The sequence below is a fragment of the Rhizobium sp. 05L419 genome (assembly GCF_056397845.1).
The window spans coordinates 36,028-59,013 of sequence record NZ_JBFTOF010000012.1 but is presented as its reverse complement, the minus strand read 5'-3'; the positions used below and the strand labels follow the sequence as shown (position 1 = coordinate 59,013).

The 22,986-nt window shown below is 60.0% G+C and carries 16 protein-coding genes; 13 read left to right on the top strand and 3 right to left on the bottom strand.

Going from position 1 to position 22,986, the window contains the following annotated elements:
- Positions 1-46: 46 nt before the first annotated feature.
- Both AC1DMK_RS16665 and AC1DMK_RS16660 read left to right on the top strand, forming a co-directional pair.
- Positions 47-1,765, top strand: coding sequence for an adenylate/guanylate cyclase domain-containing protein (locus tag AC1DMK_RS16665; protein ID WP_477860431.1), 1,719 nt, complete (start codon positions 47-49; stop codon positions 1,763-1,765).
- Positions 1,765-2,643, top strand: a complete 879-nt coding sequence (locus AC1DMK_RS16660; protein WP_477860429.1) for an FkbM family methyltransferase — start codon at positions 1,765-1,767, stop codon at positions 2,641-2,643. The genes AC1DMK_RS16665 and AC1DMK_RS16660 overlap by 1 nt, the downstream gene beginning before the upstream one ends.
- On the opposite strand, the gene AC1DMK_RS16655 is transcribed toward AC1DMK_RS16660, so the two are convergent.
- Positions 2,644-3,123 (bottom strand): class I SAM-dependent methyltransferase, encoded by a 480-nt coding sequence (locus AC1DMK_RS16655; protein WP_037058154.1) that lies wholly within the window; start codon positions 3,121-3,123, stop codon positions 2,644-2,646.
- A gap of 535 nt (positions 3,124-3,658) precedes the next feature.
- On the opposite strand from AC1DMK_RS16655, the gene AC1DMK_RS16650 reads away from it, so the two are divergent.
- The gene (locus tag AC1DMK_RS16650) at positions 3,659-4,831 is read left to right on the top strand and encodes a DUF3095 domain-containing protein (protein ID WP_477860427.1); all 1,173 of its coding nucleotides are present in this window, start codon (positions 3,659-3,661) and stop codon (positions 4,829-4,831) included.
- Here AC1DMK_RS16650 and AC1DMK_RS16645 read toward each other — a convergent pair.
- Positions 4,821-6,161 (bottom strand): nucleotide sugar dehydrogenase, encoded by a 1,341-nt coding sequence (locus AC1DMK_RS16645; protein WP_477860425.1) that lies wholly within the window; start codon positions 6,159-6,161, stop codon positions 4,821-4,823. The genes AC1DMK_RS16650 and AC1DMK_RS16645 overlap by 11 nt on opposite strands.
- A gap of 448 nt (positions 6,162-6,609) precedes the next feature.
- On the opposite strand from AC1DMK_RS16645, the gene AC1DMK_RS16640 reads away from it, so the two are divergent.
- From AC1DMK_RS16640 to AC1DMK_RS16595, 10 genes are all read left to right on the top strand, one after another.
- Positions 6,610-7,953 (top strand): adenylate/guanylate cyclase domain-containing protein, encoded by a 1,344-nt coding sequence (locus tag AC1DMK_RS16640; protein ID WP_037058148.1) that lies wholly within the window; start codon positions 6,610-6,612, stop codon positions 7,951-7,953.
- Positions 7,954-8,103: 150 nt separating this feature from the next.
- A complete protein-coding gene (locus AC1DMK_RS16635; RefSeq protein ID WP_037058146.1) occupies positions 8,104-9,996 on the top strand; it encodes an ABC transporter ATP-binding protein in 1,893 nt (630 codons plus the stop codon).
- Positions 9,990-11,897, top strand: coding sequence for an ABC transporter substrate-binding protein (locus AC1DMK_RS16630; RefSeq protein WP_477860422.1), 1,908 nt, complete (start codon positions 9,990-9,992; stop codon positions 11,895-11,897). Before AC1DMK_RS16635 ends, AC1DMK_RS16630 begins: the two co-directional genes overlap by 7 nt.
- Before the next feature lie 3 nt (positions 11,898-11,900).
- Complete coding sequence (locus tag AC1DMK_RS16625; RefSeq protein ID WP_037058144.1) at positions 11,901-12,899, top strand: ABC transporter permease; 999 nt, start codon at positions 11,901-11,903, stop codon at positions 12,897-12,899.
- On the top strand, positions 12,899-14,071 hold the full coding sequence (locus AC1DMK_RS16620; protein WP_477860419.1) for an ABC transporter permease: 1,173 nt from the start codon (positions 12,899-12,901) through the stop codon (positions 14,069-14,071). Before AC1DMK_RS16625 ends, AC1DMK_RS16620 begins: the two co-directional genes overlap by 1 nt.
- Before the next feature lie 87 nt (positions 14,072-14,158).
- On the top strand, positions 14,159-15,367 hold the full coding sequence (locus AC1DMK_RS16615) for a glycosyltransferase family protein (RefSeq protein ID WP_037058400.1): 1,209 nt from the start codon (positions 14,159-14,161) through the stop codon (positions 15,365-15,367).
- A gap of 45 nt (positions 15,368-15,412) precedes the next feature.
- Positions 15,413-16,660, top strand: a complete 1,248-nt coding sequence (locus tag AC1DMK_RS16610) for a glycosyltransferase (protein ID WP_477860418.1) — start codon at positions 15,413-15,415, stop codon at positions 16,658-16,660.
- Entirely contained in the window at positions 16,657-17,790 is a 1,134-nt protein-coding gene (locus AC1DMK_RS16605) for a glycosyltransferase (RefSeq protein WP_037058141.1), read from the top strand. Before AC1DMK_RS16610 ends, AC1DMK_RS16605 begins: the two co-directional genes overlap by 4 nt.
- A gap of 194 nt (positions 17,791-17,984) precedes the next feature.
- The gene (locus AC1DMK_RS16600; RefSeq protein ID WP_037058140.1) at positions 17,985-20,699 is read left to right on the top strand and encodes an ABC transporter ATP-binding protein; all 2,715 of its coding nucleotides are present in this window, start codon (positions 17,985-17,987) and stop codon (positions 20,697-20,699) included.
- Between the two features lie 91 nt (positions 20,700-20,790).
- A complete protein-coding gene (locus AC1DMK_RS16595) occupies positions 20,791-21,261 on the top strand; it encodes a cyclic nucleotide-binding domain-containing protein (protein ID WP_037058138.1) in 471 nt (156 codons plus the stop codon).
- A gap of 174 nt (positions 21,262-21,435) precedes the next feature.
- Here AC1DMK_RS16595 and AC1DMK_RS16590 read toward each other — a convergent pair whose 3' ends face one another.
- Positions 21,436-22,764, bottom strand: a complete 1,329-nt coding sequence (locus tag AC1DMK_RS16590; protein WP_477860415.1) for an MFS transporter — start codon at positions 22,762-22,764, stop codon at positions 21,436-21,438.
- Between the last annotated feature and the right edge of the window lie 222 nt (positions 22,765-22,986).

The following is a 22,986-nucleotide window of genomic DNA, read 5'->3' as shown; positions in this document are numbered from 1 at the left end:
CACATCTCTAGTGTATTTGTGATTTGGTATTCAAGAACGGGATTGAATGGCGACCGTCGCGGCCAGCAGCATTTTTTCGCAGCGCTCGATCAGACGAGCCCGGCTCGGCTCCGGTCTCGTCATGTTCGTCTTCGTGTTTTTGCATTTTTCCAATCATGCGCTGGGCCTGATTTCGGTTTCAGCGGCGGATGAGGGGCGAAGGCTATTCATGGGCCTGTGGCGAAATCCGCTCGGCTCATTGATCCTCTATGGCGCCATATTCATCCATATCGCACTCGTGCTGCGCTCCATCTATGTCCGCCGCAGCCTTGTCATGCCAAAGGGAGAAATGGCCCAGATTGTGCTGGGACTGGCGATCCCGCTGCTGCTGATCGATCATGTCATCGGAACCCGCGTTGCCCATTCGCTCTTCCACTACAGAGACGACTACGAGACGATCGTTCGGCTGCTATGGATAACGTCGCCCGGAAACGGTCTGCGACAGGTCTTCGCACTCGTGGTCGTGTGGTTTCACGGCTGCATCGGCCTGCACTACTGGCTGCGCTATCGCACGTGGTACGGGGGTGTCGCGGCACCTCTGCTGGCCGTTGCCATTCTCGTGCCGGTGCTCGCCATCCTGGGCTTCATCGAAATGGGCAGGACGATCGCCGAACCTGCCTATGAAGGCGTTGTCGACACCTACCGCTATGAGGCAAACCTCAACACACGCTATTATACCGACCCGGCTGCACAGACGCAGGTGGCGATGATCCGTGCGGGACTTTACGGATCCTTCGCGAGTGCGCTGCTGCTTGTCATCGGCGCGCGCACGCATCGTCGATGGAAGGAGCGGGTCGATCAGGTCACCGTCCACTATCAAAGCGGCGAGTCGATCCGTGTGCCGCGCGGCTTCACCGTGCTTGAGGCCAGCCGGCTTGGCGGAGTGCCGCATTATTCCGTCTGCGGCGGCAAGGGTCAATGCTCGACCTGCCGGGTGCAGGTGCTCAGCAGCTACGAGGATCTTCCACCGCCCGACAAGCTGGAACTGTCGACACTGCGGCGCATCAACGCCGCACCCGATGTTCGTCTTGCCTGCCAGCTTCATCCCGTCGCCGACATTACCGTCGTTCCGTTGCTCATTCCCGCAACGGAGACGACCCTCCCCGCCAACAGCCAGGAAACGAGCCCTGGTCGTGAACGGGAGATAGCGGTGCTCTTCTGCGATATCAGACATTTCACGACGCTCACCGAAACACGCCTGCCCTTCGACATCGTCTTCCTTCTGAACCGCTATTTCGCCTTGGTCGGCAATGCGGTCGAGAAGGCCGGCGGGCGGATCGACAAATTCATCGGCGACGGCGCAATGGCCCTCTTCGGCATCGGCAATTCGCCCGAGGAGGCATGCCGGCAGGCGCTGTCGGCGGCGGCTGCGATTGCACGCGACATCGAGAAGCTGAGCACGGAATTGACCGACGAGCTGCCGCTTCCGCTTCGCATTGCGATCGGCATCCACACGGGACCGGCCGTGGTTGGTACGCTTGGCTACGGCCGTGTCCGCAGCACGACGGCGATCGGCGATACCGTCAACGTCGCCAGCCGGCTGGAAACGGCCGCCAAGGAATTCGACGTCGCACTCGTCATCTCAGAGCCGGTCGCTACGCTGGCGGGCCGCGACATGGAGGGTGTGGAAAGTCGTGAAATCAGCGTGCGCGGTCGCGCCCTGCCCTTGAAAGTCTATGTGATTTCGAGGGACAAGGCGATCGAACTGGCACAAGGAAAAGACTGATGCCCGGCCACAGCTGGCTTGCAGGAAAATACTGGAAGAAACGCCTGCGCAGGATGCGCAATGCTCTTGTGAGCCGTTTCTTCAATACCCGCACCGGCCGACGCCTGCTGATCGAGAATATCGGACCGCGGGTCGTTTCCATGACCGTCGATGCCGACGATCATCTCATGACCTTCTCACCGTCCGATTACATCGGACGGAAGGTCTTTCGCAAAGGCCACTTCGAGCGGGAGCACGTGGACAGGCTGCTTGCGGTCCTGCGCGAGCGCGGTTTGATCAAAAAGCACAGCAGTCTTCTCGAGATCGGCGGCAACATCGGTACGCAGACGGTCTATTTCGCTCTGAGCCACACCTATGCCCATATCGTCAGCATAGAGCCCGATCCCCGCAACTTCCCGCTGCTGCAGACCAATATCCGGCAGAACCACCTCGAACAGACGGTGACCTTGGTCAATTGCGCCGCCGGCGAAATCCGCGGTCAGATCGATTTCTTCATGAACGCCAACAATCACGGCAAGAGTAGCGCGCTCCGCCGGAGCGCGAACGACAGGAAGATAAGCGTTCCTGTCATGCCGGTCACCGAGATACTGGCCGACCTCGCGATAGACCCTGCTGCAATCGGCCTGGTGTGGATGGACATCGAGGGTTACGAACCGGTGGCCTGCCGTTCCATGGCGCCACTCATGTCGCGGCGCGTGCCGCTCTATCTGGAGTTCACGCCGCTGTTTTACGGCCCCGATCAAACCCGCGACTTCATCACCTCGCTCGCCGGCTTCTACGAAACCTGCCTGGTGTTCTTCGAAGACGAAGCGACGGAGATGCGGGTCGTCGACCTGCCGGGCGGCGTCGACCAGTACGACGTGCTCTTTCTGCCGTGATCAGCGCCTGCGGTAGAGAAAGTAGCGGCCTTCCTTGACGCCGGGAGGCAGCGGCAGCGGCTCGAGTTCGGCGCGATCAAGCGGCAACCCGCTGACTGCGATGCCGCCCTTCGTCAGCACGCCTACCATCAGTTGCGGCAGCCATGTCAGCGTGATCGCATCGATATCATCGTGGCCAGTGCCGATATCGGCATGGGCAAGGGCGGCGCCGATTCCCAGGAAGGCCTGTCCAGATTCGCGAATGTCGCCGGTGATCACGTCTTCGGCCGGAGGCGTCGACGACGAATAGGAGCGCACCTCCCGGTCGAAGGCAATGATGCGGCGATCGGGAAAATGCTCGCGCAGATGGTCGTAAGTCCGTCCGTTGCCGAGACCAAACTCCATCACCGGGCCTTCAGTCCCGTTTACGAGGGCGACAATTTCATTGAGGATATCACGCTGGGCCGTCAAACGGCGAATGAAGCTGTCGAGGCGGCTCATCTATGACTTTGTCCGTTCATCAGTTTTTCGAAGGCGATACGATCGTATCAGGCTTCGCGAATTCCGTTCGTCTCGCTGGCGACAAGCCGGTGGCATGCAGCCTTGAGGTTGGCTGGCAAAGCGGCTTGGCAGCGCACAGACGCACGGACAGAGCTAGCGAGAAATGGCCAGTGACGCAAGCTTGGACTCTGCAACCCTGCGATGCCACGATGGCAGGGTTCATGCGCGCCCGTGATTAACGGCGAACCAAGCGGCGATCCCTGCCCTGGAACATCACCGCCGACCGCATCCTCCTGGTGTCGCGTCGTCACACATCCCAACCACACCGACCGCGGGCCGCAAGGCCACCTGACGACATCATCAATATAACCGCAGGCGGGCCATGCAAAAATCACATCTGGGAGGCAATCCATCGCCAGGTTGCCTGGATGATCACTGCGTTGCTGGCAAAGTCGATCCCGCAGAAATAGGTTCACCTCAATTGACCGCGAAATGGCGTTGCGGTGACAACACGGGTCTGTTCTAAGTTCTAGCCATGAACGATGCTTCAAATGACTCCTTCTTTGCGAGCGTGCCGGTCTTCGACCAATTCGAAGGCGTGGCGGACACCGGCAACTATCGCCCGCTGCCGGACAATTGGATCCTGGCGCTCGCCGATATCGTCGGCTCGACACAGGCGATCATGAACGGCCGCTACAAGGACGTGAATATGGCAGGCGTCAGTGTCATTTCCGCGGTGCTGAACGCCGTCGGCATGGGAGACTATCCTTTCGTCTTCGGCGGGGATGGTGGCCTGGTCGCCCTTCCTGGTGCCCTGGAGAGAACTGCGCGCGAAGCGTTAGCCGCAGCGCAGCGTTGGGTCGACGAGGATTTGAAGCTCGATCTTCGGATATCGGTGGTGCCGATCGCCGACATTCGAAGCGCCGGCTTCGACGTCCGCGTGGCGCGTTATCAGGCAAGCCCCTTCGTCACCTATGCGATGTTCGCCGGCGGCGGCAATACCTGGGCAGAACAACAGATGAAGGCCGGGCGGTACGGTGTCGAAGCCGCACCGGAGGGCACGAGACCCGATCTGACCGGCCTCTCCTGCCGGTGGAATCCAATCGAAGCACGCAACGGCGAGATCGTCTCGATCATCGCCGTTCCCGGCGATGGCGGTACCAGCCCCGAGTTTCGCCAGCTTGTGGCTGAAGTCATTGCCATTTCCGCAGAGCAGAGCCGGGACGGCCACCCCGTCCCGGCCGACGGCCCCTCGCTCCGCTTTTCCATGACGGGGATCAATCGCGAGGCACGCGCGACGGCGCCGGCCGGGCGACGCTTCCGCCAGCGGCTATGGATCATGCTCCAGATCGGCCTCACGGTCTTTCTGCACCGCTTCGGCCTGAAGCTCGGCACGTTCGACGCCCGGCGCTATCGGCAGGATGTTTCCGGAAACTCCGATTTCCGCAAGTTCGACGACGGGCTGAAGATGACCATCGACGTCGATGCCGATCATCTCAGCCGGATTCAGGTGCTGCTGGAAAGGGCCAAGGCGAACCGCATCGCCCGCTATGGCCTGCATCGCCAGTCATCCGCGCTGATGACATGTTTCGTGCCGACGCACCTGTCGCGCGACCACATGCACTTCATCGATGGAGCAAGCGGCGGTTATGCCGTCGCCGCCAGCCAGATCAGCGGCAAGGCGTCCCCGGTCGGCGTCACGCCTTGAGGATATGATCAGCCGCAAGGTTTAGACGCGTATAGACGTTGCGGGTATCGACGATTAGCGGCACCCTTTCAGCAAGCAGGCGGTAGTCGACCTCATCGTGATCCGTTGCGATCAGCACCGCATCATAGGCGGCCAGCTGCTCGCCGGTCAGGGCAATGGAGTGGCGACCCTTCAGCGCCTGATATTCGCGCGTCGGCGGGATTTCGGCAACGTAGGGATCGTGATAATCGGCCTTGCCACCGCGTTCCTCGATGATTTCGATGAGGCGAAGCGACGGGCTTTCACGTATGTCGGCGACGTTCTTCTTGTAGGCGAGGCCGATTACCAGAACGCGCGAGCGGCTGAGCGCCTTGCCCGCGCGGATGTCGAGCGCCTCTGCAAGCTTGCCGACAACGTAGCGTGGCATGGCCGAATTGATTTCGCCCGCGAGTTCGATGAAGCGCGTCGGCAGTTCGTATTCCCGTGATTTCCACGTGAGATAAAACGGATCGATCGGAATGCAATGCCCGCCAAGACCCGGCCCGGGATAGAACGGCATATACCCAAAAGGCTTGGTCTTTGCCGCATCGATCACTTCCCAGACATCGATGCCCATGGCGGCATAGACCGTCTTCAGCTCGTTGACGAGCGCGATATTGACCGAACGGAAGATGTTCTCGGTGAGTTTGACCGCCTCTGCAGTCGCATTGGAAGAGACCGGCACCACGGTTTTTACAGCCGCCCCGTAGAAGCTTTTCATCAGTTGGAGAGCGTCCGCTCCGTCGCCGGCCACGACCTTGGGGATTGTCGCAGTGTGATAGTGCAGATTGCCGGGATCCTCCCGCTCCGGCGAGAAGCCGACGAAAAAGTCGACACCGGACACGAGGCCGGTCGTTTCCAGGATGACCTTGACGATGTCGTCGGTCGTGCCGGGATAGGTGGTCGATTCCAGCACCACGAGTTGGCCGGGCCGCAGGTGCTCGGCGATCGAACGCGAGGTTGCCTCGACAAAGGACAGGTCGGGGTCACGATGCTTGGTCAGCGGTGTCGGCACACAGATGACAATGACGTCGCAGGCGGCGAGATCCATGAAATCGGTCGTGGAGGAAAACCGCCCTGCGTCAATTTCGATCGAGAGGTCCGTGCTTCTCACGGCATCGATATAGGAGCGACGGGCATCAAGTGAAGCGATCTTCTTCGGATCGATATCAAAGCCGGTCACGGGAAAGCCGCTGCGGGCGACCGCCATCGCAAGTGGCAGGCCGACGTAGCCGAGACCGATGATACCGGCGCGCGCAGTGCGGGTTTCGATCTTGTTCAAGAGTGCGTCGAAGATTGGGGAATTGGCCAAGGTGGGTCTCGTCTGAAGTCCGGATGAGGTCCCTTGATCTAATGTAAGATCGTGGCGAATGAAACCCGCCCGCCGGCGTTATAACGATGCGACGCCACACCTGCCATTCTTCGGTCGGCTGCGCCCCAACACAAAGACAACCCTTGCAGGTGTTGCGCAAATGACCCGACTGCCCACAGAGATCTCCGCGCGGCGCCTAAAAATGCTCGGCGCCCATTGTCTGCCTAGTCTGAGGTGCCTATTTAGGTCAGGTAACGAACCACAGAAAGGATCGCCTATCCAACCCACGAAATCAGTGGTTTGACAGGTGCCACTGCTGGATCACCGGCAGATTGTTGACACAATAATATCACACGTCCATCCTGACTTTTCGGCCTGCAGCACCCGTGCTGCTGGTGGCCTTTCCGACGTTTCATGGATGACGTGCCTCATGAGGATACTACCAGGAATGGGCGTGATAGACTCCCGCGTTTCATCGATTTTGTTGGACCGGGTCGCGGAATGGCTGACGAACTCGTCGCTGGCCGGCGACGACCTTGAGAACATCGTTCGCGGGTTCTGCGAACGCATTGCCGCGGCTGGCCTTCCGATTGCACGCGTGCATCTGACCTTTTCAATGCTGCATCCGCTTTACGATGCGCTGAGCTTCACCTGGCGGCGCGCAAGCGGTGTCACCATCGAAGGCTACCGCCACGCGGCGGGGCAGAAACCCGACCGTTTTATTCAAAGCCCCTATTACTATTTGCTGGACAACAACCTGCAGCACCTGCGCCGCCGCATTCCCGTTGACGGTCAGCCCGAATTCCCGGTGTTTGCAGATTTACGCGACGAACGGATTACCGACTACCTCGCCTTCGTGCAGCCATTCGGCGATGGATCGGTTCAGGGGATGATGGGGTCGTGGTCCACCGACAGTCACGCGGGCTTTTCCGACGACATGATCGATGCGCTGCTGCGCATGCAGAACCATCTCGCGGTGGCTGCCAAGATGGCGGTGCTGGGCAAGCTGGCCAACAACATGCTCACGACCTATCTGGGCGGCGATGCGGGCAAGCGGGTGCTGAACGGCCAGATACGCCGGGGCGACGGCGAAACCATCCGCGCGGCACTCGTGATGGGCGACATGCGCCAATCGACCATGTATGCCGAGAAGGAAGGCAGACAGAACTACATCGACACACTGAACCAGTTTTTCGACGCGATCGCGGCGCCGTTCAACCGCAACGGCGGCGAAATTCTGAGCTTCATCGGGGATGGATTTCTTGCCGTCTATCCATGCGGCCGTCATAAGGATCCGTCGAAAATCGCCTGTCAGTCGGCTCTGTCGGCGGTCCATCAGGCTCAGGCCCGAGTTGCCGAACTCAACAAGACACGGCAGGAAAGCGGTCTTGGCAAGATCTCCTATGGTATCGGCCTACATGTCGGCAACGTCATGTTCGGCAATGTCGGGCTCAAGGACAGGCTGACTTTTTCTGCATTCGGCTCGGCCGTCAACGAGGTTCAGCGGCTGCAGGCGCTGACGAAGAAGTATTCCCGCGAGGTTGTCGCAAGCCAGGCCTTTGCCGGCTACTGCGGCGGCGAGTGGACGACGCTGGGCGAGGAGAAGCTGCGGGGTGTCCGCCAGAAGATCACGGTCTTGCAGCCGCGGGCGCCTGCGCCGGCGCTTCATGTCGACGAGAACTTCCGCGAGGTGCCGGAGGCTGCTCTTTCCGAAGCTGAGCAGGTCATTCTGCTCCATCGCGACGCACGCAACCAGGCCAAGGCCCCGGCAGTCGAAAAGTTTATTCAGTAGCTGATCCGGCCGTGGCAACGGCCGGATTCCACACTTCCAAGGGATCTGAAGCTCCCGGTTTTTGCGTGTCCGTCATCAACTGGACACCCTGATTGCGGTACGCTAGTGTGCCGCAACGGGAACGAAGAAAAACTGGGGAATATCATTGGTATGGCGCCCGCCTCCGATCTGCTACGCATTGAGAATCTCGACGTTTCCTTCTCGGTTTTCGGCGAAAGCCTCCGCGTCGTAAAGAACGCAAACCTGCGTATTCTGCCCGGCAAAGTCACTGCGCTCGTCGGGGAATCCGGCTCGGGCAAATCGGTTATCAGCCAGAGCATCATGGGCATCCTGCCGAACCCGGCACAGGCCAAGGGTCGCATTCTGTTTACCGACCCCCTCGACGGCAAGACCACCGATATTCTTCAGTATTCCCGTGACAGTGCAGAAATGCGGGATTTGCGCGGTCGCCGCATGGCGACGATCTTCCAGGAGCCGATGACCTCGCTGTCTCCCCTGCACACGGTCGGCAATCAGATCAGCGAAGCACTGCTGATTCACACCGAGGCCGACAAGAAGGAAGCCCGCGAAAAGACGGAGGAGATGCTCGGCCTTGTCGGCTTTACCGACCCAAAGCGCACCTTCGACATGTATCCGTTCGAGCTTTCGGGCGGGATGCGCCAGCGGGCGATGATCGCGATGGCGCTCATCTGCAAGCCGGCGCTGCTGATCGCCGACGAGCCGACGACGGCGCTGGACGTGACGATCCAGGCGCAGATTCTCGAACTCTTGCGCGATCTTCAGCACAAGCTCGGTATGGCGATGCTGCTGATCACACACGACCTCGGTGTCGTGGCCAACATGGCTGACGAAGTCGTGGTGATCTACCACGGCGAGATTATGGAAGCCGGGCCGGTCGAATCCATTTTCCGCAATCCCCAGCACCCTTATCTCAAGGGGCTGATGGCCGCAGTGCCGCATTTCGACATGAAGCCCGGCGAACGGCTGAAGGCTATGCGCGATGTGTCGGTCAATCTCGAATCCATGATTGGCAAGAAAAGGATCGAGGTCGAGGGGCCGAAGATCCTGCTGTCCGTCAACAACCTGACCAAGACTTTCAAGACCCGCAATCGCGGTCTGCTGGGCACACGAGAGACGGCTGGGTTTCGCGCGGTCGACGACGTGAGCTTCGATATTCAGCGCGGTGAATGTCTCGGACTGGTCGGAGAGTCGGGCTGCGGCAAGACGACCGTGAGCAAGATCTTGATGCGTGCGATCACGCCGGACAGCGGCTCGGTGACGTTCAACGATGGCAAGGATGTCATCGACGTCCTGTCCGCAAGCGGCGACGAGCTACAGGACCTGAGGACCAAGATCCAGATGGTGTTCCAGGATCCGGTATCCTCACTTTCCCCGCGCATGACCGTCAGGAACATTCTGAGCGAGCCGCTGGAAATCCACGATCGAGGCAACAGTGCCGAGCGCAGCCGGAAGGTGGAAGCGCTCATGGGCGCAATCGGGCTCGACCGCCGCTATCTGAGCCGCTACCCGCACAGCTTCTCCGGCGGCCAGCGTCAGCGTATCGGCATTGCGCGCGCGCTGGCACTTGGACCGAAGCTCGTCATCCTCGATGAGCCGGTATCGGCGCTCGACGTATCTGTTCAGGCCCAGATCCTCAACCTGCTCAAGGATTTGCAGAAAGAACTCGGGCTGACCTACCTGTTTATCTCCCACAATCTCGCCGTCGTCGACTATATGGCGGACCGGATAGCCGTGATGTGCAAGGGACGCATTGTTGAAATAGCACCCCGAGAGGTCATCCTGCGCGATCCAGTGCATCCCTATACGAAGTCGCTGCTTGCGGCCGTCCCCTTCCCCGATCTCGACCGGCCACTCGATTTCGAGGCGCTGCGTAAGAATGGCGCCGCCGACAAGCAGAATTGGGGCATTACGTTCACAGCCGAACACGACGACGCGTCCGAGCTCGACTACGCCGACCTCGGCAATGGCCATTTTGTGCGTGCCCGCAAGGGCGCTGATGTGAAGGAGCTCCGTTCATGGTAACGCGCAGGCGCTTTCTCGGAGGCATGGTCGGTGCCGCAATCGCGCCTTCGGTCGTCAAGGCGGCGGACCGCGATATAGAGCCGGAATTCCTGCGGGACCTGCTGCGTGCCGGCCGTATTCCGGCCATGGTCGATCGGCTGCCGACGCATCCGCGGATTATCAACATGAAGGACGAAGGGCTGCAGCCGGGTGCCTATGGCGGCACCGTGCGCACGATCATCGGCAGCGCAAAAGACATCCGCTACATGACTGTCTACGGCTATTCGCGGCTCGTCGGCTACGACACGAAGCTGCAGCTCCAGCCCGATATCCTGATGGGCTTTACGTCCGAGAAGGATTCCGTTTTTACCTTCCACCTGCGTGAAGGCCATCGCTGGTCGGACGGCGCGCCGTTTACGGTAGACGATTTCCGCTATTGGTGGGAAGACGTTATTCTCAACAAGGACCTTACACCCGGCGGCGGGGCGCTGGAACTCAGGCCTCACGGCGATCTGCCCCATTTCGAAGTGCTCGATCCGCTGACGGTGCGCTATAGTTGGGATCGGCCCAATCCGAATTTCATGCCGGCCTTGGCAGGCCCCTTGCCGCTGATGATTTTCGGCCCCGGCCACTATTTGAAGCAGTTCCACAAGAAGTACCAGGACGACTTTCGGCTGTCCGCCCTGATGAAGCAAAACAGGGTCAAGAAGTGGGCCGACCTGCACATCAAGATGTCGCGCGCGTCGCGTCCGGAAAACCCGGAGCTGCCAACGCTTGATCCGTGGGCGAACACGACAGCGCCACCGGCAGAGCAGTTCGTTTTCGTGCGCAATGCGTTTTTCCATCGCATCGACGAGAATGGTGTCCAGTTACCCTATATCGACCGGTTCATTCTCAACGTCAGCTCATCCTCCATCATCGCKGCCAAGGCRGGYGCSGGCGARTCCGAYCTGCAGGCGACCGGCATCGACTTCAACGACTACACCTTYCTGAAGGATGCCGAGAAGCGGTTTCCGGTGAACGTCAGTCTGTGGCGGCAGGTACGCGGCTCGCGGGTGGCGCTGCTGCCGAACCTCAACTGCGCCGACGACGTCTGGCGTGGGCTTTTCCGCGAAACGCGGTTCCGCCGGGCGTTGTCGATGGCCATCGACCGGCACGAGATCAACATGGTCGCGTTCTACGGCCTCGGCAAGGCGAGCGCTGACACCGTCCTGCCGGAAAGTCCGCTCTTTCGGTCGGAGTATGCAGACGCCTTCATCGCGCATGATCCTGACCAGGCAAACAAGCTGCTCGACGAGCTGGGGCTGGCCAATCGCGACAGCGAGGGCGTCCGCCTCCTGCCGGATGGCCGACGTGCGGAGATCACGATAGAGACGCCAGGTGAAAGCAATCTCGATACCGACGTGCTGGAACTCGTGCGCGACCACTGGCGCGAGGTCGGTCTTGCCCTTTATACGCGCACTTCACAACGCGACGTCTTCCACAACCGGGCGATGAGCGGAACGATCATGATGTCCATCTGGTTCGGCATCGACAACGGGGTTGCCACCGCCGACATGTCACCGAGACAGCTCGCACCGACGCAAGACGATCAGTTGCAGTGGCCGCTCTGGGGCATGTACTACCTCTCTGCCGGACAGGCCGGCCGCGCACCGGACCTGCCGGAGGCAAAGCAGCTGGTCGATCTGCTCAACCAGTGGGGCGAAACCGCAAGATCCGCAGAGCGGGAGGCGATCTGGCACCAGATGCTGTCGCTTTACACGCAACAGGTCTTCTCGATCGGCCTGATCAACAGCACGCTGCAGCCAATCCTGAAATCGGCCAAGCTGCAGAACGTACCGGCGCGCGGGCTTTACGGCTTTGACCCGACCTCCTACCTCGGCATCTACATGCCGGATTCCTTCTGGTTCAAGGAGGTCTGAACGATGCTACGTTATATTCTCTGGCGCATCGCCGCGATGGTTCCGACGCTCTTCGTGATCTCCGCATTGGTGTTCACCATCATCGAACTGCCGCCCGGCGACTTTTTCGAGAGCCAGATCGCCGAACTCCGGGCGCAGGGCGAGAGCGCAAACCTGCAGGAAATCGAGGAGCTGCGGAAGCAATACGGCTTCGACAAGCCTGCAGTCGTTCGCTATTTCTATTGGGTCGGCGGCATGTTGCACGGCGATTTCGGTTATTCGTTCGAGTATCAGCTGCCGGTATCCGACGTGGTGGGCGACCGGCTGTGGCTGACGATTCTGGTCTCCTTCTCCACCATCTTGCTGACATGGCTGATCGCCTTTCCGATCGGAATTTATTCGGCGACCCACCAGTATAGCTGGGGCGACTACGGCCTGACGTTGTTTGGACTGCTCGGCATCGCCATTCCGAATTTCATGCTTGCCCTTATCCTGATGTATTTCGCCAACATGTGGTTCGGCGTGTCCATCGGCCATCTCATGGATCAGAGGTACCTGTCGGAACCCATGAGCTGGGACAAAGCGCGCTCGATACTCTCACACCTCTGGATCCCCGTGGTTATCGTGGGAACAGCCGGGACAGCAGGCATGATCCGAAGGCTTCGCGCCAACCTGCTCGACGAAATGCAGAAGCAGTACGTCGTGACGGCGCGCGCCAAGGGGCTTCACCCGTTGCGCGCACTGATCAAATATCCACTGCGCATGGCGCTCAACTTTTTCGTTGCCGACATCGGATCGATCCTTCCGTCAATCATTTCGGGCGCTGAAATCGTTGCGATCGTCCTGTCACTCGAGACGACGGGACCCATGCTCATCAAGGCGTTGCAGAGTCAGGACATGTATCTTGCCGGGTCGTTCCTGATGTTCCTTGCTTTCCTCAACGTCGTGGGCGTCCTGGTCTCGGACATTGCCCTTGGCTTCCTTGATCCACGTATCCGCCTGCAAGGCAGGAGCACCAAATAATGTCGCCCTTGCCCCCGCCCGGCGCACCGATGCCGCACTATGTTTCGACCGCGCCCTTCGATCCGCAAGCGACCGAAGCCATGACATCTGCGCAGTCGCGCATCCACCTTGCATCGCAGAAGCAGCTGATGTGGTGGAAATTCAAGCAGCACCGGCTTGCACTGATTTCCGGGGTATTCCTGGTCGCTATCTACCTGATGATCCTGATCGTCGAATTCCTGGCGCCCTACGGGCTGCACACCAAGAACGTCGATTTCATCCATTCGCCGCCGCAGCGGATCCATCTCTTCCACAATGGCAGCTTCGTTGGCCCGTTCGTCTATGGTCGCAGCATGTCGCTCGACCTCGATACGTTACATCGCGTCTACACCGACAGGCAAAACGACGTGCAGCCGATCCGTTTTTTCTGCCGTGGCGATCCCTTCAAATTCTGGGGAGTTGTCAGCTCAGACCTGCATCTCGTCTGCCCGGCAGTGGGCGGCCAGATGTTTCTGCTCGGAACCGATCGTCTGGGGCGCGATGTGTTGTCGCGCATACTGTACGGCGCGCGCATCTCGTTGACGATCGGCCTGATCGGCATCGCAATCAGCTTTTGTCTCGGTATCGTCATCGGTGGCCTCGCGGGCTATCGGGGCGGCGTGTTCGACCTGATCGTTCAGCGCCTGATCGAGGTGCTGCAATCTCTGCCGAGCTTGCCCTTGTGGATGGCTCTCGCCGCTATCATGCCGGTGACATGGAGCCCGATCGTCATCTATTTCGGTATCACGGTCATCCTGGGCATCATCGACTGGACCGGATTGGCGCGTGCCGTTCGTTCCAAGCTCCTTGCTTTGCGTGAGGAAGACTACGTGCAGGCGGCCCAGCTCATGGGCGCCAGCACCTCGCGTGTCATCGGCAGGCATCTCGTCCCCGGCTTCATGTCGCATCTGATCGCGTCTGCGACGATTTCCATTCCCGGCATGATCCTCGGCGAGACGGCATTGAGTTTCCTTGGGCTGGGGCTCCGCCCCCCGATTACCAGCTGGGGCATCCTGCTGACGGAGGCAAAGAGCGTAAGCGTTATTGCATTCTATCCATGGTTGCTTTTTCCGATTATACCGGTGGTCTTGGTGATTTTGGCGTTCAACTTTCTGGGAGACGGCTTGCGTGATGCCGCAGATCCCTACAAATAGCGGTCAGCCGGGCGGAGCTATGCGATCTGTTCGGCACGCCGTGGAAAGCGGCGGTGCAAGGTGATGTACAGCCCGGAAGGAATGCCCATGGCACGGCGACTGGAAGATGCCCGTATTCTTATGTACAGTCACGATACATTCGGGCTCGGTCATTTGCGCCGCTGTCGCACGATCGCCCATGCGCTGGTCGAGGATTATCGCGGCCTCAATATCCTGATCATCTCCGGCGCCACGATTGCCGGCGCCTTCGACTATCGGGCCCGCGTCGACTTCGTGAAGGTTCCGAGCGTGATCAAGCTGCGCAACGGAGAATACACGTCGCTGGCGAGCCACATCGATCTTCAGGATACGCTGAAGATGCGAGAATCGATCATCCGCCACACGGCCGAGACATTTCAGCCGGACATCTTCATCGTCGACAAGGAGCCGATGGGTCTCAAGGGCGAGGTGGAGGATACGCTAGCCTACCTCAAGTCGCGCGGAACGCAGTTGGTACTTGGCCTGCGAGAGATCATGGATGCGCCGCATCTGCTGGATGCCGAGTGGAAGAAGAACGGAATCATGCAGAAGATCGATCAGTACTACGATTCGATCTGGGTTTACGGGCCGCCGGACTTCTACGATCCGCTGATCGGGCTCGACGTACCTCCGAGCGTGCGCAGGAAGATGGATTTTGTCGGATTCCTGCAGCGTAGCGTGTCCACAAGCAAGACATCGATCAATGCCCGCAGCGACAACTATATTCTCGTGACCACCGGCGGTGGCGGCGATGGGTCTGATCTGGTCCACGACGTCATGAACGCCTATGAGCAGGACGCGACCCTGCAGCAGAAGGCTCTTGTCGTGCTTGGGCCCTATATGCCGGCTGCCGAGCGCAGCAAGCTCGTCCAGAAAGGCGCGAAGATCCCGTATATCGAAGTCATCGAGTTCGATAACCATATGGAAGAACTGATCGCCGGCGCAACCGGGGTCGTCGCCATGGGTGGCTACAACACCTATTGCGAAATTTTGTCGTTCGACAAACCGGCATTGATCGTGCCGCGCGTAAAACCGCGGGAAGAGCAGTTGCTCCGCGCCCAGCGAGCAAGTGCTCTCGGCTTGGTCGACATGCTGCTACCCGAACAATCCGCTGACGCGTCAGTGATGGCCGATGCGCTGAAGCGCCTGCCGCATCGCCAGCCACCGTCGATAAGCGGTTGCACCCTCCGCCTCGAGGGACTCAATCACATCTCACAGACGGTCGGCCACTGGCTCGATAGCCGGGGCCGCCATCTTTCCGTCGTCGGCGCCGAGTGAAGGTCCAAGCCGAGTGAAAGTTCAAGCCGCGTGAAGGTTCAGGCATTGCCGCAACGCCGGAAGATACTGGTCGTTCTGAAGGGCTATCCGCGCCTTTCCGAAACGTTCATCGCCCAGGAGCTGTTGGGGCTTGAACGAGCCGGCTTCGACCTGACCCTGATTTCGATGCGCCGTCCGACCGACAAGAAGCGGCACCCGGTCCACGACGAGATAAAGGCGCGGGTGGTGTATCTGCCGGAGTATCTGCACGAAGAACCGATCCGGGTATTGAAGGGTCTGGTCTCGGGCTTCCGCATGGCCGGATTCAAGGCGCTTGTGAAGCGCTTCCTGAAGGACCTGCCGCGCGATATTTCGCGCAACCGTTTCCGCCGGCTGGGCCAGGCACTGGTGCTGGCCCACGAGTGGCCGGACAAGGGTGCGTGGCTGCATGCGCATTTCATTCACACCCCCGCGTCCGTCACCGAATATGCCAGCATCCTGACCGGCGTGCCCTGGACCTGCTCCGCACACGCGAAGGACATATGGACCTCGCCCGATTGGGAGCTGAACGAAAAGCTTGGCAGCGCGCGCTGGACGGTCACCTGCACCAAAAGCGGCTACGAGCACATGCGCACGCTAACGACACGCAAGGAGGCGGTGCATTTGAGCTATCACGGCCTGGATCTGGCGCGATTCGGCCACTTTGCCGAGCAGAGACCTTGTCGCGACGGTAGCGATCCGGCTGCTCCCGTCTCCATCCTGAGCGTCGGCCGTGCTGTGGAAAAGAAGGGATATGATACCCTGCTCCAGGCGCTCGCACGCCTGCCCGCAGATTTGAACTGGCGCTTCGAGCATATCGGCGGCGGCGACGAATTGCCGAAGCTGAAGGCGCTGGCGGCGACACTTGCCATTGCCGACAGGATCACATGGAAGGGAGGGCTCGCACAAGAAGATGTGCTCGATCACTACCGTCGATCAGATCTCTTTGCACTCGCCTGCCGGATTGCTGCCAACGGTGACCGCGACGGGCTTCCCAATGTTCTGGTCGAGGCATCCAGCCAGCGACTGCCCTGCGTTTCCACCTCCGTGTCCGGCGTTCCGGAGCTTCTTGTAGACGGTCAAAACGGATTGCTGGTGCCGCCGGACGACCCTGCTGCATTGGCCTCGGCTCTGGAGGCTGCAATCCGGGATCCTATGCTGCGCCGGAAGCTGGGCGATGCCGCGGAGCAACGGGTGCGCGGGGATTTCGACTATCACGCCAGTATCGAGCAGCTCAGCCGGCTATTCGAAGCGGAATGGCAGAAGGCATCATGAGGGGGCCGCGCGTCTTCTTTTACGTCCAGCATCTGCTCGGCATCGGCCACATTGCCCGGGCAAGCCGCATTGCCAACGCGCTTGTAGATGACGGCTTCGATGTGACGGTCGTGACCGGCGGCTTGCCTGTCCCGGGCTTTCCCGCAGACGGCATCAAGACGGTTGCCCTGCCGCCTGTTGTTGCCAGCAACGCCGGCTTCTCGGGTCTTGCCGAGGCCAACGGCACCGATGCCAGTGAGGATTTCCTCAACCGGCGCCGCGATCTTCTGCTGTCGGCGTTTCACGACGCATGTCCCGACGTCGTCATGATCGAAGCGTTCCCCTTTGGACGCAGACAAATGCGCTTCGAACTGCTGCCGCTCCTCGCTGCGATCGAAAGGGCCGATCCCCGACCGAAGCTGTTGAGCTCGGTGCGCGACATCCTGCAGGAGAACCGCAAGCCTGGCCGCGACGCGGAGACTGCGGCGCTTGTACAGAAGCACTTCGATGCGGTTCTGGTGCACGGCGATCCGGCTTTCGTTCGCCTGGAAGACACGTTCCCGCTGACCGCTGATATCGCCGCCAAGCTGATCTACACAGGCATCGTGGCGCCGCCGACGGCTCCCGAACCGTCGGAAATCTACGACATCATCGCATCCGCGGGCGGCGGGGCCGTCGGAATGGATCTTCTCGCCGCTGCCGCACGGGCGGCGTCAATTCTGCCCGCCGATCTGCGTTGGCTGCTAGTCAGTGGCCCCAATCTGCCCGAACGCGAATTTGCCGCACTTTCAGCGGATACGCCCGCCAATGCAACGCTCGTGCGTTTCCGCAAGGATTTCCCGTCGCTTTTGCGGGGCGCGCGCGTCTCCATCTCGCAAGCAGGCTACAACACCGTGGGCGATCTCCTGAAGACGGATTGCCGCCCGATCCTGATCCCCTTCGTTGTCGGCGGTGAGACCGAGCAGTCCGTCCGGGCCGAACGGTTGAAGGCCCTTGGCCTTGCCGACATCCTGCCCGAAAAGGACCTGACGCCCGGGCTTGTTGCGGCTGCCGTCGGCGTTGCGCTGGAAGCGCGTCCGCGACCCTCCGCCACGCTCGACCTCGACGGCGCGAACAAAACAGCAGAGGTCATTCGCGCAATGGTCGGCTGAAACGCTCGCACTTTATGAAACTCCTATGATATAAAAAGATTCCCGCGAGAATCGGCGCGATAGTTGAGTGCCGCTTCGCGTTGTTTTCGTTAGGATATTCAGCGGCCCGGTTGCATGGTTCTGTTCTCGCCACTTCGTTTCCGTTCTGCGGCAGGGTTGTTGTTTAAAATTTTCCCGACAATTGACGGTTAACAATGGAAAAAAGCCTCGCGCGCTACATCTGGTCGAACACGCGGCTGCAGCAACTCTGGATTTTGGCGGTCGTTGCGCTGTCAATGATACCCTATTTCCTTTCGTTCGATCTTCCCAAGCAGATCGTCAACGGTCCGATTCAGGGATCCGGGTTTGAAGGCGAAGGCGCGACCCAGACCTTCATGCATCTGTCCTACACCTTTCCTGTCATCGGAAAGGTCGAGTTCTTTTCGGGCCTGCAGCTGGACCGCCTGCAGACGCTGATGGCGCTCAGCCTGGTTTTCCTGGCGCTGGTGGTCTTGAACGGCCTGTTCAAATTCTACATCAACACCTACAAGGGCCGGCTCGGAGAGCGCATGCTGAGGCGTATCCGCTTCCAGCTGATCGACCGCGTCCTTCGATTTCCCCCCAACCATTTCAAGCGGGTGAAATCGGCCGAAATCGCCACCATGATCAAGGACGAAGTGGAGCCAATGGGGGGCTTTACAGGTGACGCCTTTGTGTCTCCCGCCTTGCTTGGGGGACAGGCCCTCACCGCTCTCATCTTTATCATCGTGCAGAATTTCTGGCTGGGGATGATCGCCGCCGCCATCGTCGGCGTTCAGGCCGTCATCATACCGCGGATGCGAAAACGCCTGCTCGAGCTTGGCCGCCAGCGCCAGTTGACGGCTCGTGAACTCTCCGGGCGTGTCGGCGAGATCGTAGACGGCATCGGCACGATCCACGGCAACGACACTTCGAACCTCGAGCGCGCCGACATCGCAGCCCGACTGGGACTGATCTTCTCAATCCGCTACGACCTTTACCAGTGGAAGTTTCTCGTCAAGTTCCTGAACAACTTCCTGGCCCAGGTCACGCCTTTCCTTTTCTATGCGATCGGCGGCTACCTGGCACTGCAGGGCCGTCTGGATATCGGTCAGCTGGTGGCAGTGATCAGCGCCTACAAAGACCTGCCCGGCCCGCTGAAGGAACTGATCGACTGGGACCAGATGCGCCAGGACGTGCAGGTGAAATACCAGCAAGTCTACGAGCAGTTCAATGTCGAGCCACTGATCGATGAACGGATTCACGAAGTTTCGGGCGCGGGCGTCACGCCGTTGGCCTCGTCGATTGTCGTCAGCAACCTGTCGGTTAGCGACGACAGCGGCGCGCGCCTGATTGATCATATCTCCGTCGAGATCAAGCCGAACGAAACGGTTGCCGTCGTCGGCCCAAATGCAAGCGGTGCCGAGGCGTTTGCAGAAGCCCTGGGGCGTCTGGTCTGGCCGGATTCGGGCCGCATCACGATCGACGGCAAGGATTTGCTCGAGCTTCCCGAGTCGATCACCGGACGGCGGATTTCCTATGCGTCCGCCGACATCTTTTTCTTCCAGGGTTCGCTCCGCGACAACATTCTCTACGGGCTGAAGCATGCACCGTTGCGCGACCCCGACTATGACGAGCAGACCGCTCTCGAAGTTAAGTGGCATGCTGCCGAAGCGCTCAAGGCCGGAAATCCGACACTCGATCCGAACAGCGACTGGGTCGACTATCAGGCGGCGGGCGCCAGTGGCCCCGACGACATTCTCAAAGCCATACGCCCGGTGCTCGACGCCGTGCTTATTTCTCAGGACATCCTTGATCTGGCGCTTCGTTCGACGGTCGACACAGCTGTGCACGTGGCGCTTGCCGAGCATATCGTCGATATGCGGGCGGCGCTTCGCGAGCGCATGCAGGAATCGGACCTCGGCAGTATCGTGGTGCCGTTCGACTTCGAGGCCTACAATGTCCAGGCGACAGTCGGCGAGAACCTACTGTTCGGGTCCATGAAGCGGCCCGCCATGAACAATCGCCGGCTGGCGGCACATCCCTATTTCCAGGCCCTCTTTCGGGAGACCGGACTGAGCAACGATCTCTATGCAATGGGACTAGAGATCGCGGAAAACGCCGTCGAACTCTTCCATGACCTGCCGCCGGATCATCCCTTCTTCCAGCAACTGACCTTCATGACGGCGGATGACATTCCGACCTATCAGGCACTGCTTCAAAAGCTCACGAGCCGGAAGTTCGACGATGCGACACCCGAGGAGCGCTCATCCATCATCCGGCTGAGCTTCGCCTACATCGAGCCGCGGCACCGCTTCGGCCTTCTGACCGATGAGTTGACGGCAAAGATTGTCAGCGCCCGCAAGCAGTTCCACGAGAACATTCCGGAAGATCTCGCGGCCGTGATCGAGCGCTACGATCCCGAGCACTTCATCTCTTCGGCGAGCCTGATGGACAATGTGCTGTTCGGCCGCATCGCCTACCAGCAAGCCGACGCATCGTCTCGCATCCGGGCGATCATGGGAGACCTGTTCGACTCGCTGGATCTTTTCGACGACGTGCTGTCGATCGGGCTCGAATTTGATGTCGGCTCCGGGGGCAAGCGATTGACGATGGTGCAGCGGCAGAAACTCAACCTGGCCCGCGCGCTTCTACGGCGGTCCGACTATTTCATTCTCAACCGGCCGCTCTCGGCGCTCGACCAGCGCGTCCAGGACCAGATCACGCACAACGTCGTCAACGATCTGCACAAGGACGGCGAGCGGCCAACAATCATCTGGGTGTTGTCCAACGCCAAGCTGGCAGAGATTTTCGATCGAATTCTGCTTTTCGACCGCGGAAGCCTTGTAGAGGCCGGAAACTTTCCTGAGCTTTCAGCGCAAAACGGTATGTTCAAGGAACTGTTATCGTAATATTCTATCACTGCGGCAAAGTGGCGTCCTCGAGGGACGCAATGGAATTCAAGCGAGCGCACCAAATGTGCGGCAGGGGATAAATACGCTCATGCTGTTGAGAGACGAAGTCGAAATGCTGCGGCGAGTGCCGATCTTCTCCAGGATTGCGCCGGCAAAGCTCAAGCTTTTGGCCTTTACCTCTGATCGCATGACCTACAATCTCGGTCAGGATCTGTTCCGACAGGGAGATCCCGGCGACGCAGCCTATGTCGTGCTGTCCGGCACGGCCGATATTCTCGTGCATTCGCCTGCGGGCGACATCAAGGTCGCAGACGTCGAACCCAATTCCATCGTCGGGGAAATTGCAATCCTTTGCGACGTGTCGCGCACAGCCACCGTGCGCGCGACCTCGCCGCTGGAGGTGCTGCGCATCAGCAAGGAGCACTTCCTGAAATTGCTGAGCGATTTCCCGGAGATTGCTGTTGAAATCATGCGAGTGCTGGCCGATCGCCTCAACCACACGACCGCCGAACTCACAGCGGCCCGGGCGGCCAAGCGGCCGCAAGCAGCGGCGATCTAGTCAAGCGCGTTTCGTCTAGAGGACGCTTTTCTCCGAATCGCGAAAACGCTCTAACCTTTTGTTTTCACGCAATTCCGAACGCAAAACCGCTATGCACTTTTGCTGGACTTGCTCTAGCAAACAAATGCCCGCCCGGCGTTCGCCAGGCGGGCATTTGTTTGTCGCTCGGCAGGATCAATCGCGCTGTTCGAGGGCCTTGCTGAACGCCAGCGCCGCCAGCGTGCAGATGGCACCGGAAAGTAGGTAGTAACCGACGAATGTCAGGCCGAAGCGGCTGGATAGGCTGAGGGCCACCAGCGGCGCAAAACCCGCACCGACGAGCCAGGCAAGATCCGATGTAAATGCCGCGCCGGTGTAGCGGTAGCCGCGGCCGAAGCGCGAGGAGATCGATCCGGTGGCCTGACCGAAGGACAGACCGAGGACACCGAAGCCGATGATCACGAAAGCATCCTGCCCCTCAGAACCCGCACCGATCAAAATGGGGCCAATGAAGCTGAACACCGCGATTAGAATCGCGCAGGCCGCCAGCTGGCCGCGCCTGCCGATACGGTCGGCGATCATGCCCGATGCGACGATGGCAATGAGGCCGACCACCGCGCCGATGATCTGGACCACCATGAAGGCGCCGATTGGCTGACTGCCGTAAAGGCTCATCCAGCCGAGCGGGAAGATCGTGACCAGATGGAACATCGCAAAGCTTGCCAGCGGCACGAAGGCACCGATCAGGATATCGCGTCCATGAACACGCAACACGTCCCGGATCGGCGCAGCCTCAAGCTCGTGCTGATCGAGGGCCGTACCGAATTCCGTGGTCATGACGAGGCGAAGGCGGGCGAACAGCGCAACCACGTTGATCGCGAACGCAACGAAAAAGGGGAAGCGCCAGCCCCAGCTCAGGAAATCCTCGGGTGTAAGGTTGGCTATGAAGTAGCCGAACAGGGCGCTCGCGAGCGCAAAGCCGATGGGCGCCCCGAGTTGCGGGATCATGGCATACCAGCCGCGATGGTTCTTCGGCGCGTTGAGCGCCAGCAGCGAGGCCAGCCCGTCCCAGGCACCACCGAGCGCGAAACCCTGGCCGAGCCGGAAGAGCGATAGCAGCAAGATCGACCACACCCCGATCTCATTATATCCGGGAAGGAATGCGATGGACGCCGTCGACCCGCCGAGCAGGAACAGAGCGATGGTGAGCTTCGTGCCGCGGCCGTATAGCCGGTCGATGGTCATGAACACAACCGAACCCACGGGACGGGCGAGGAATGCGAGCGAGAATATCGAGAAGGAGTAAAGGGTCGCGGTCAACCGGTCAGGTGCAAAGGGGAAAACGAGCTGTGGAAAGACCAGCACCGAGGCCAGGCCGTAAACAAAGAAATCGAAGAATTCCGACATGCGCCCGATGACGACGCCAATCGCGATACTGCCGGGCGATACCGGCTTGTCTGCATGAATTTGTCTTGCGTCGCGTTCCATCGACGTGGACGACGGTCCATGTGTTGCATTAGCCATTCAACGCCTCCCTCATTGAGACGCTTGCGGCAAAGCGCCTCATACCGATCTTGGACTAACCGTCATGCTTATCAAGTCTGAGGGACGTAAATAGTTCACCATTGAGCTCTCAAAATTATATGTGGATGAAAAATCGCGCTGCCCGCAGCCCAATTCGTCCCTGAGATGGTGGTCGTTGTCGATCGCCCGGATATATTAGCCTTTCGAAAGTATCGCAGCCGA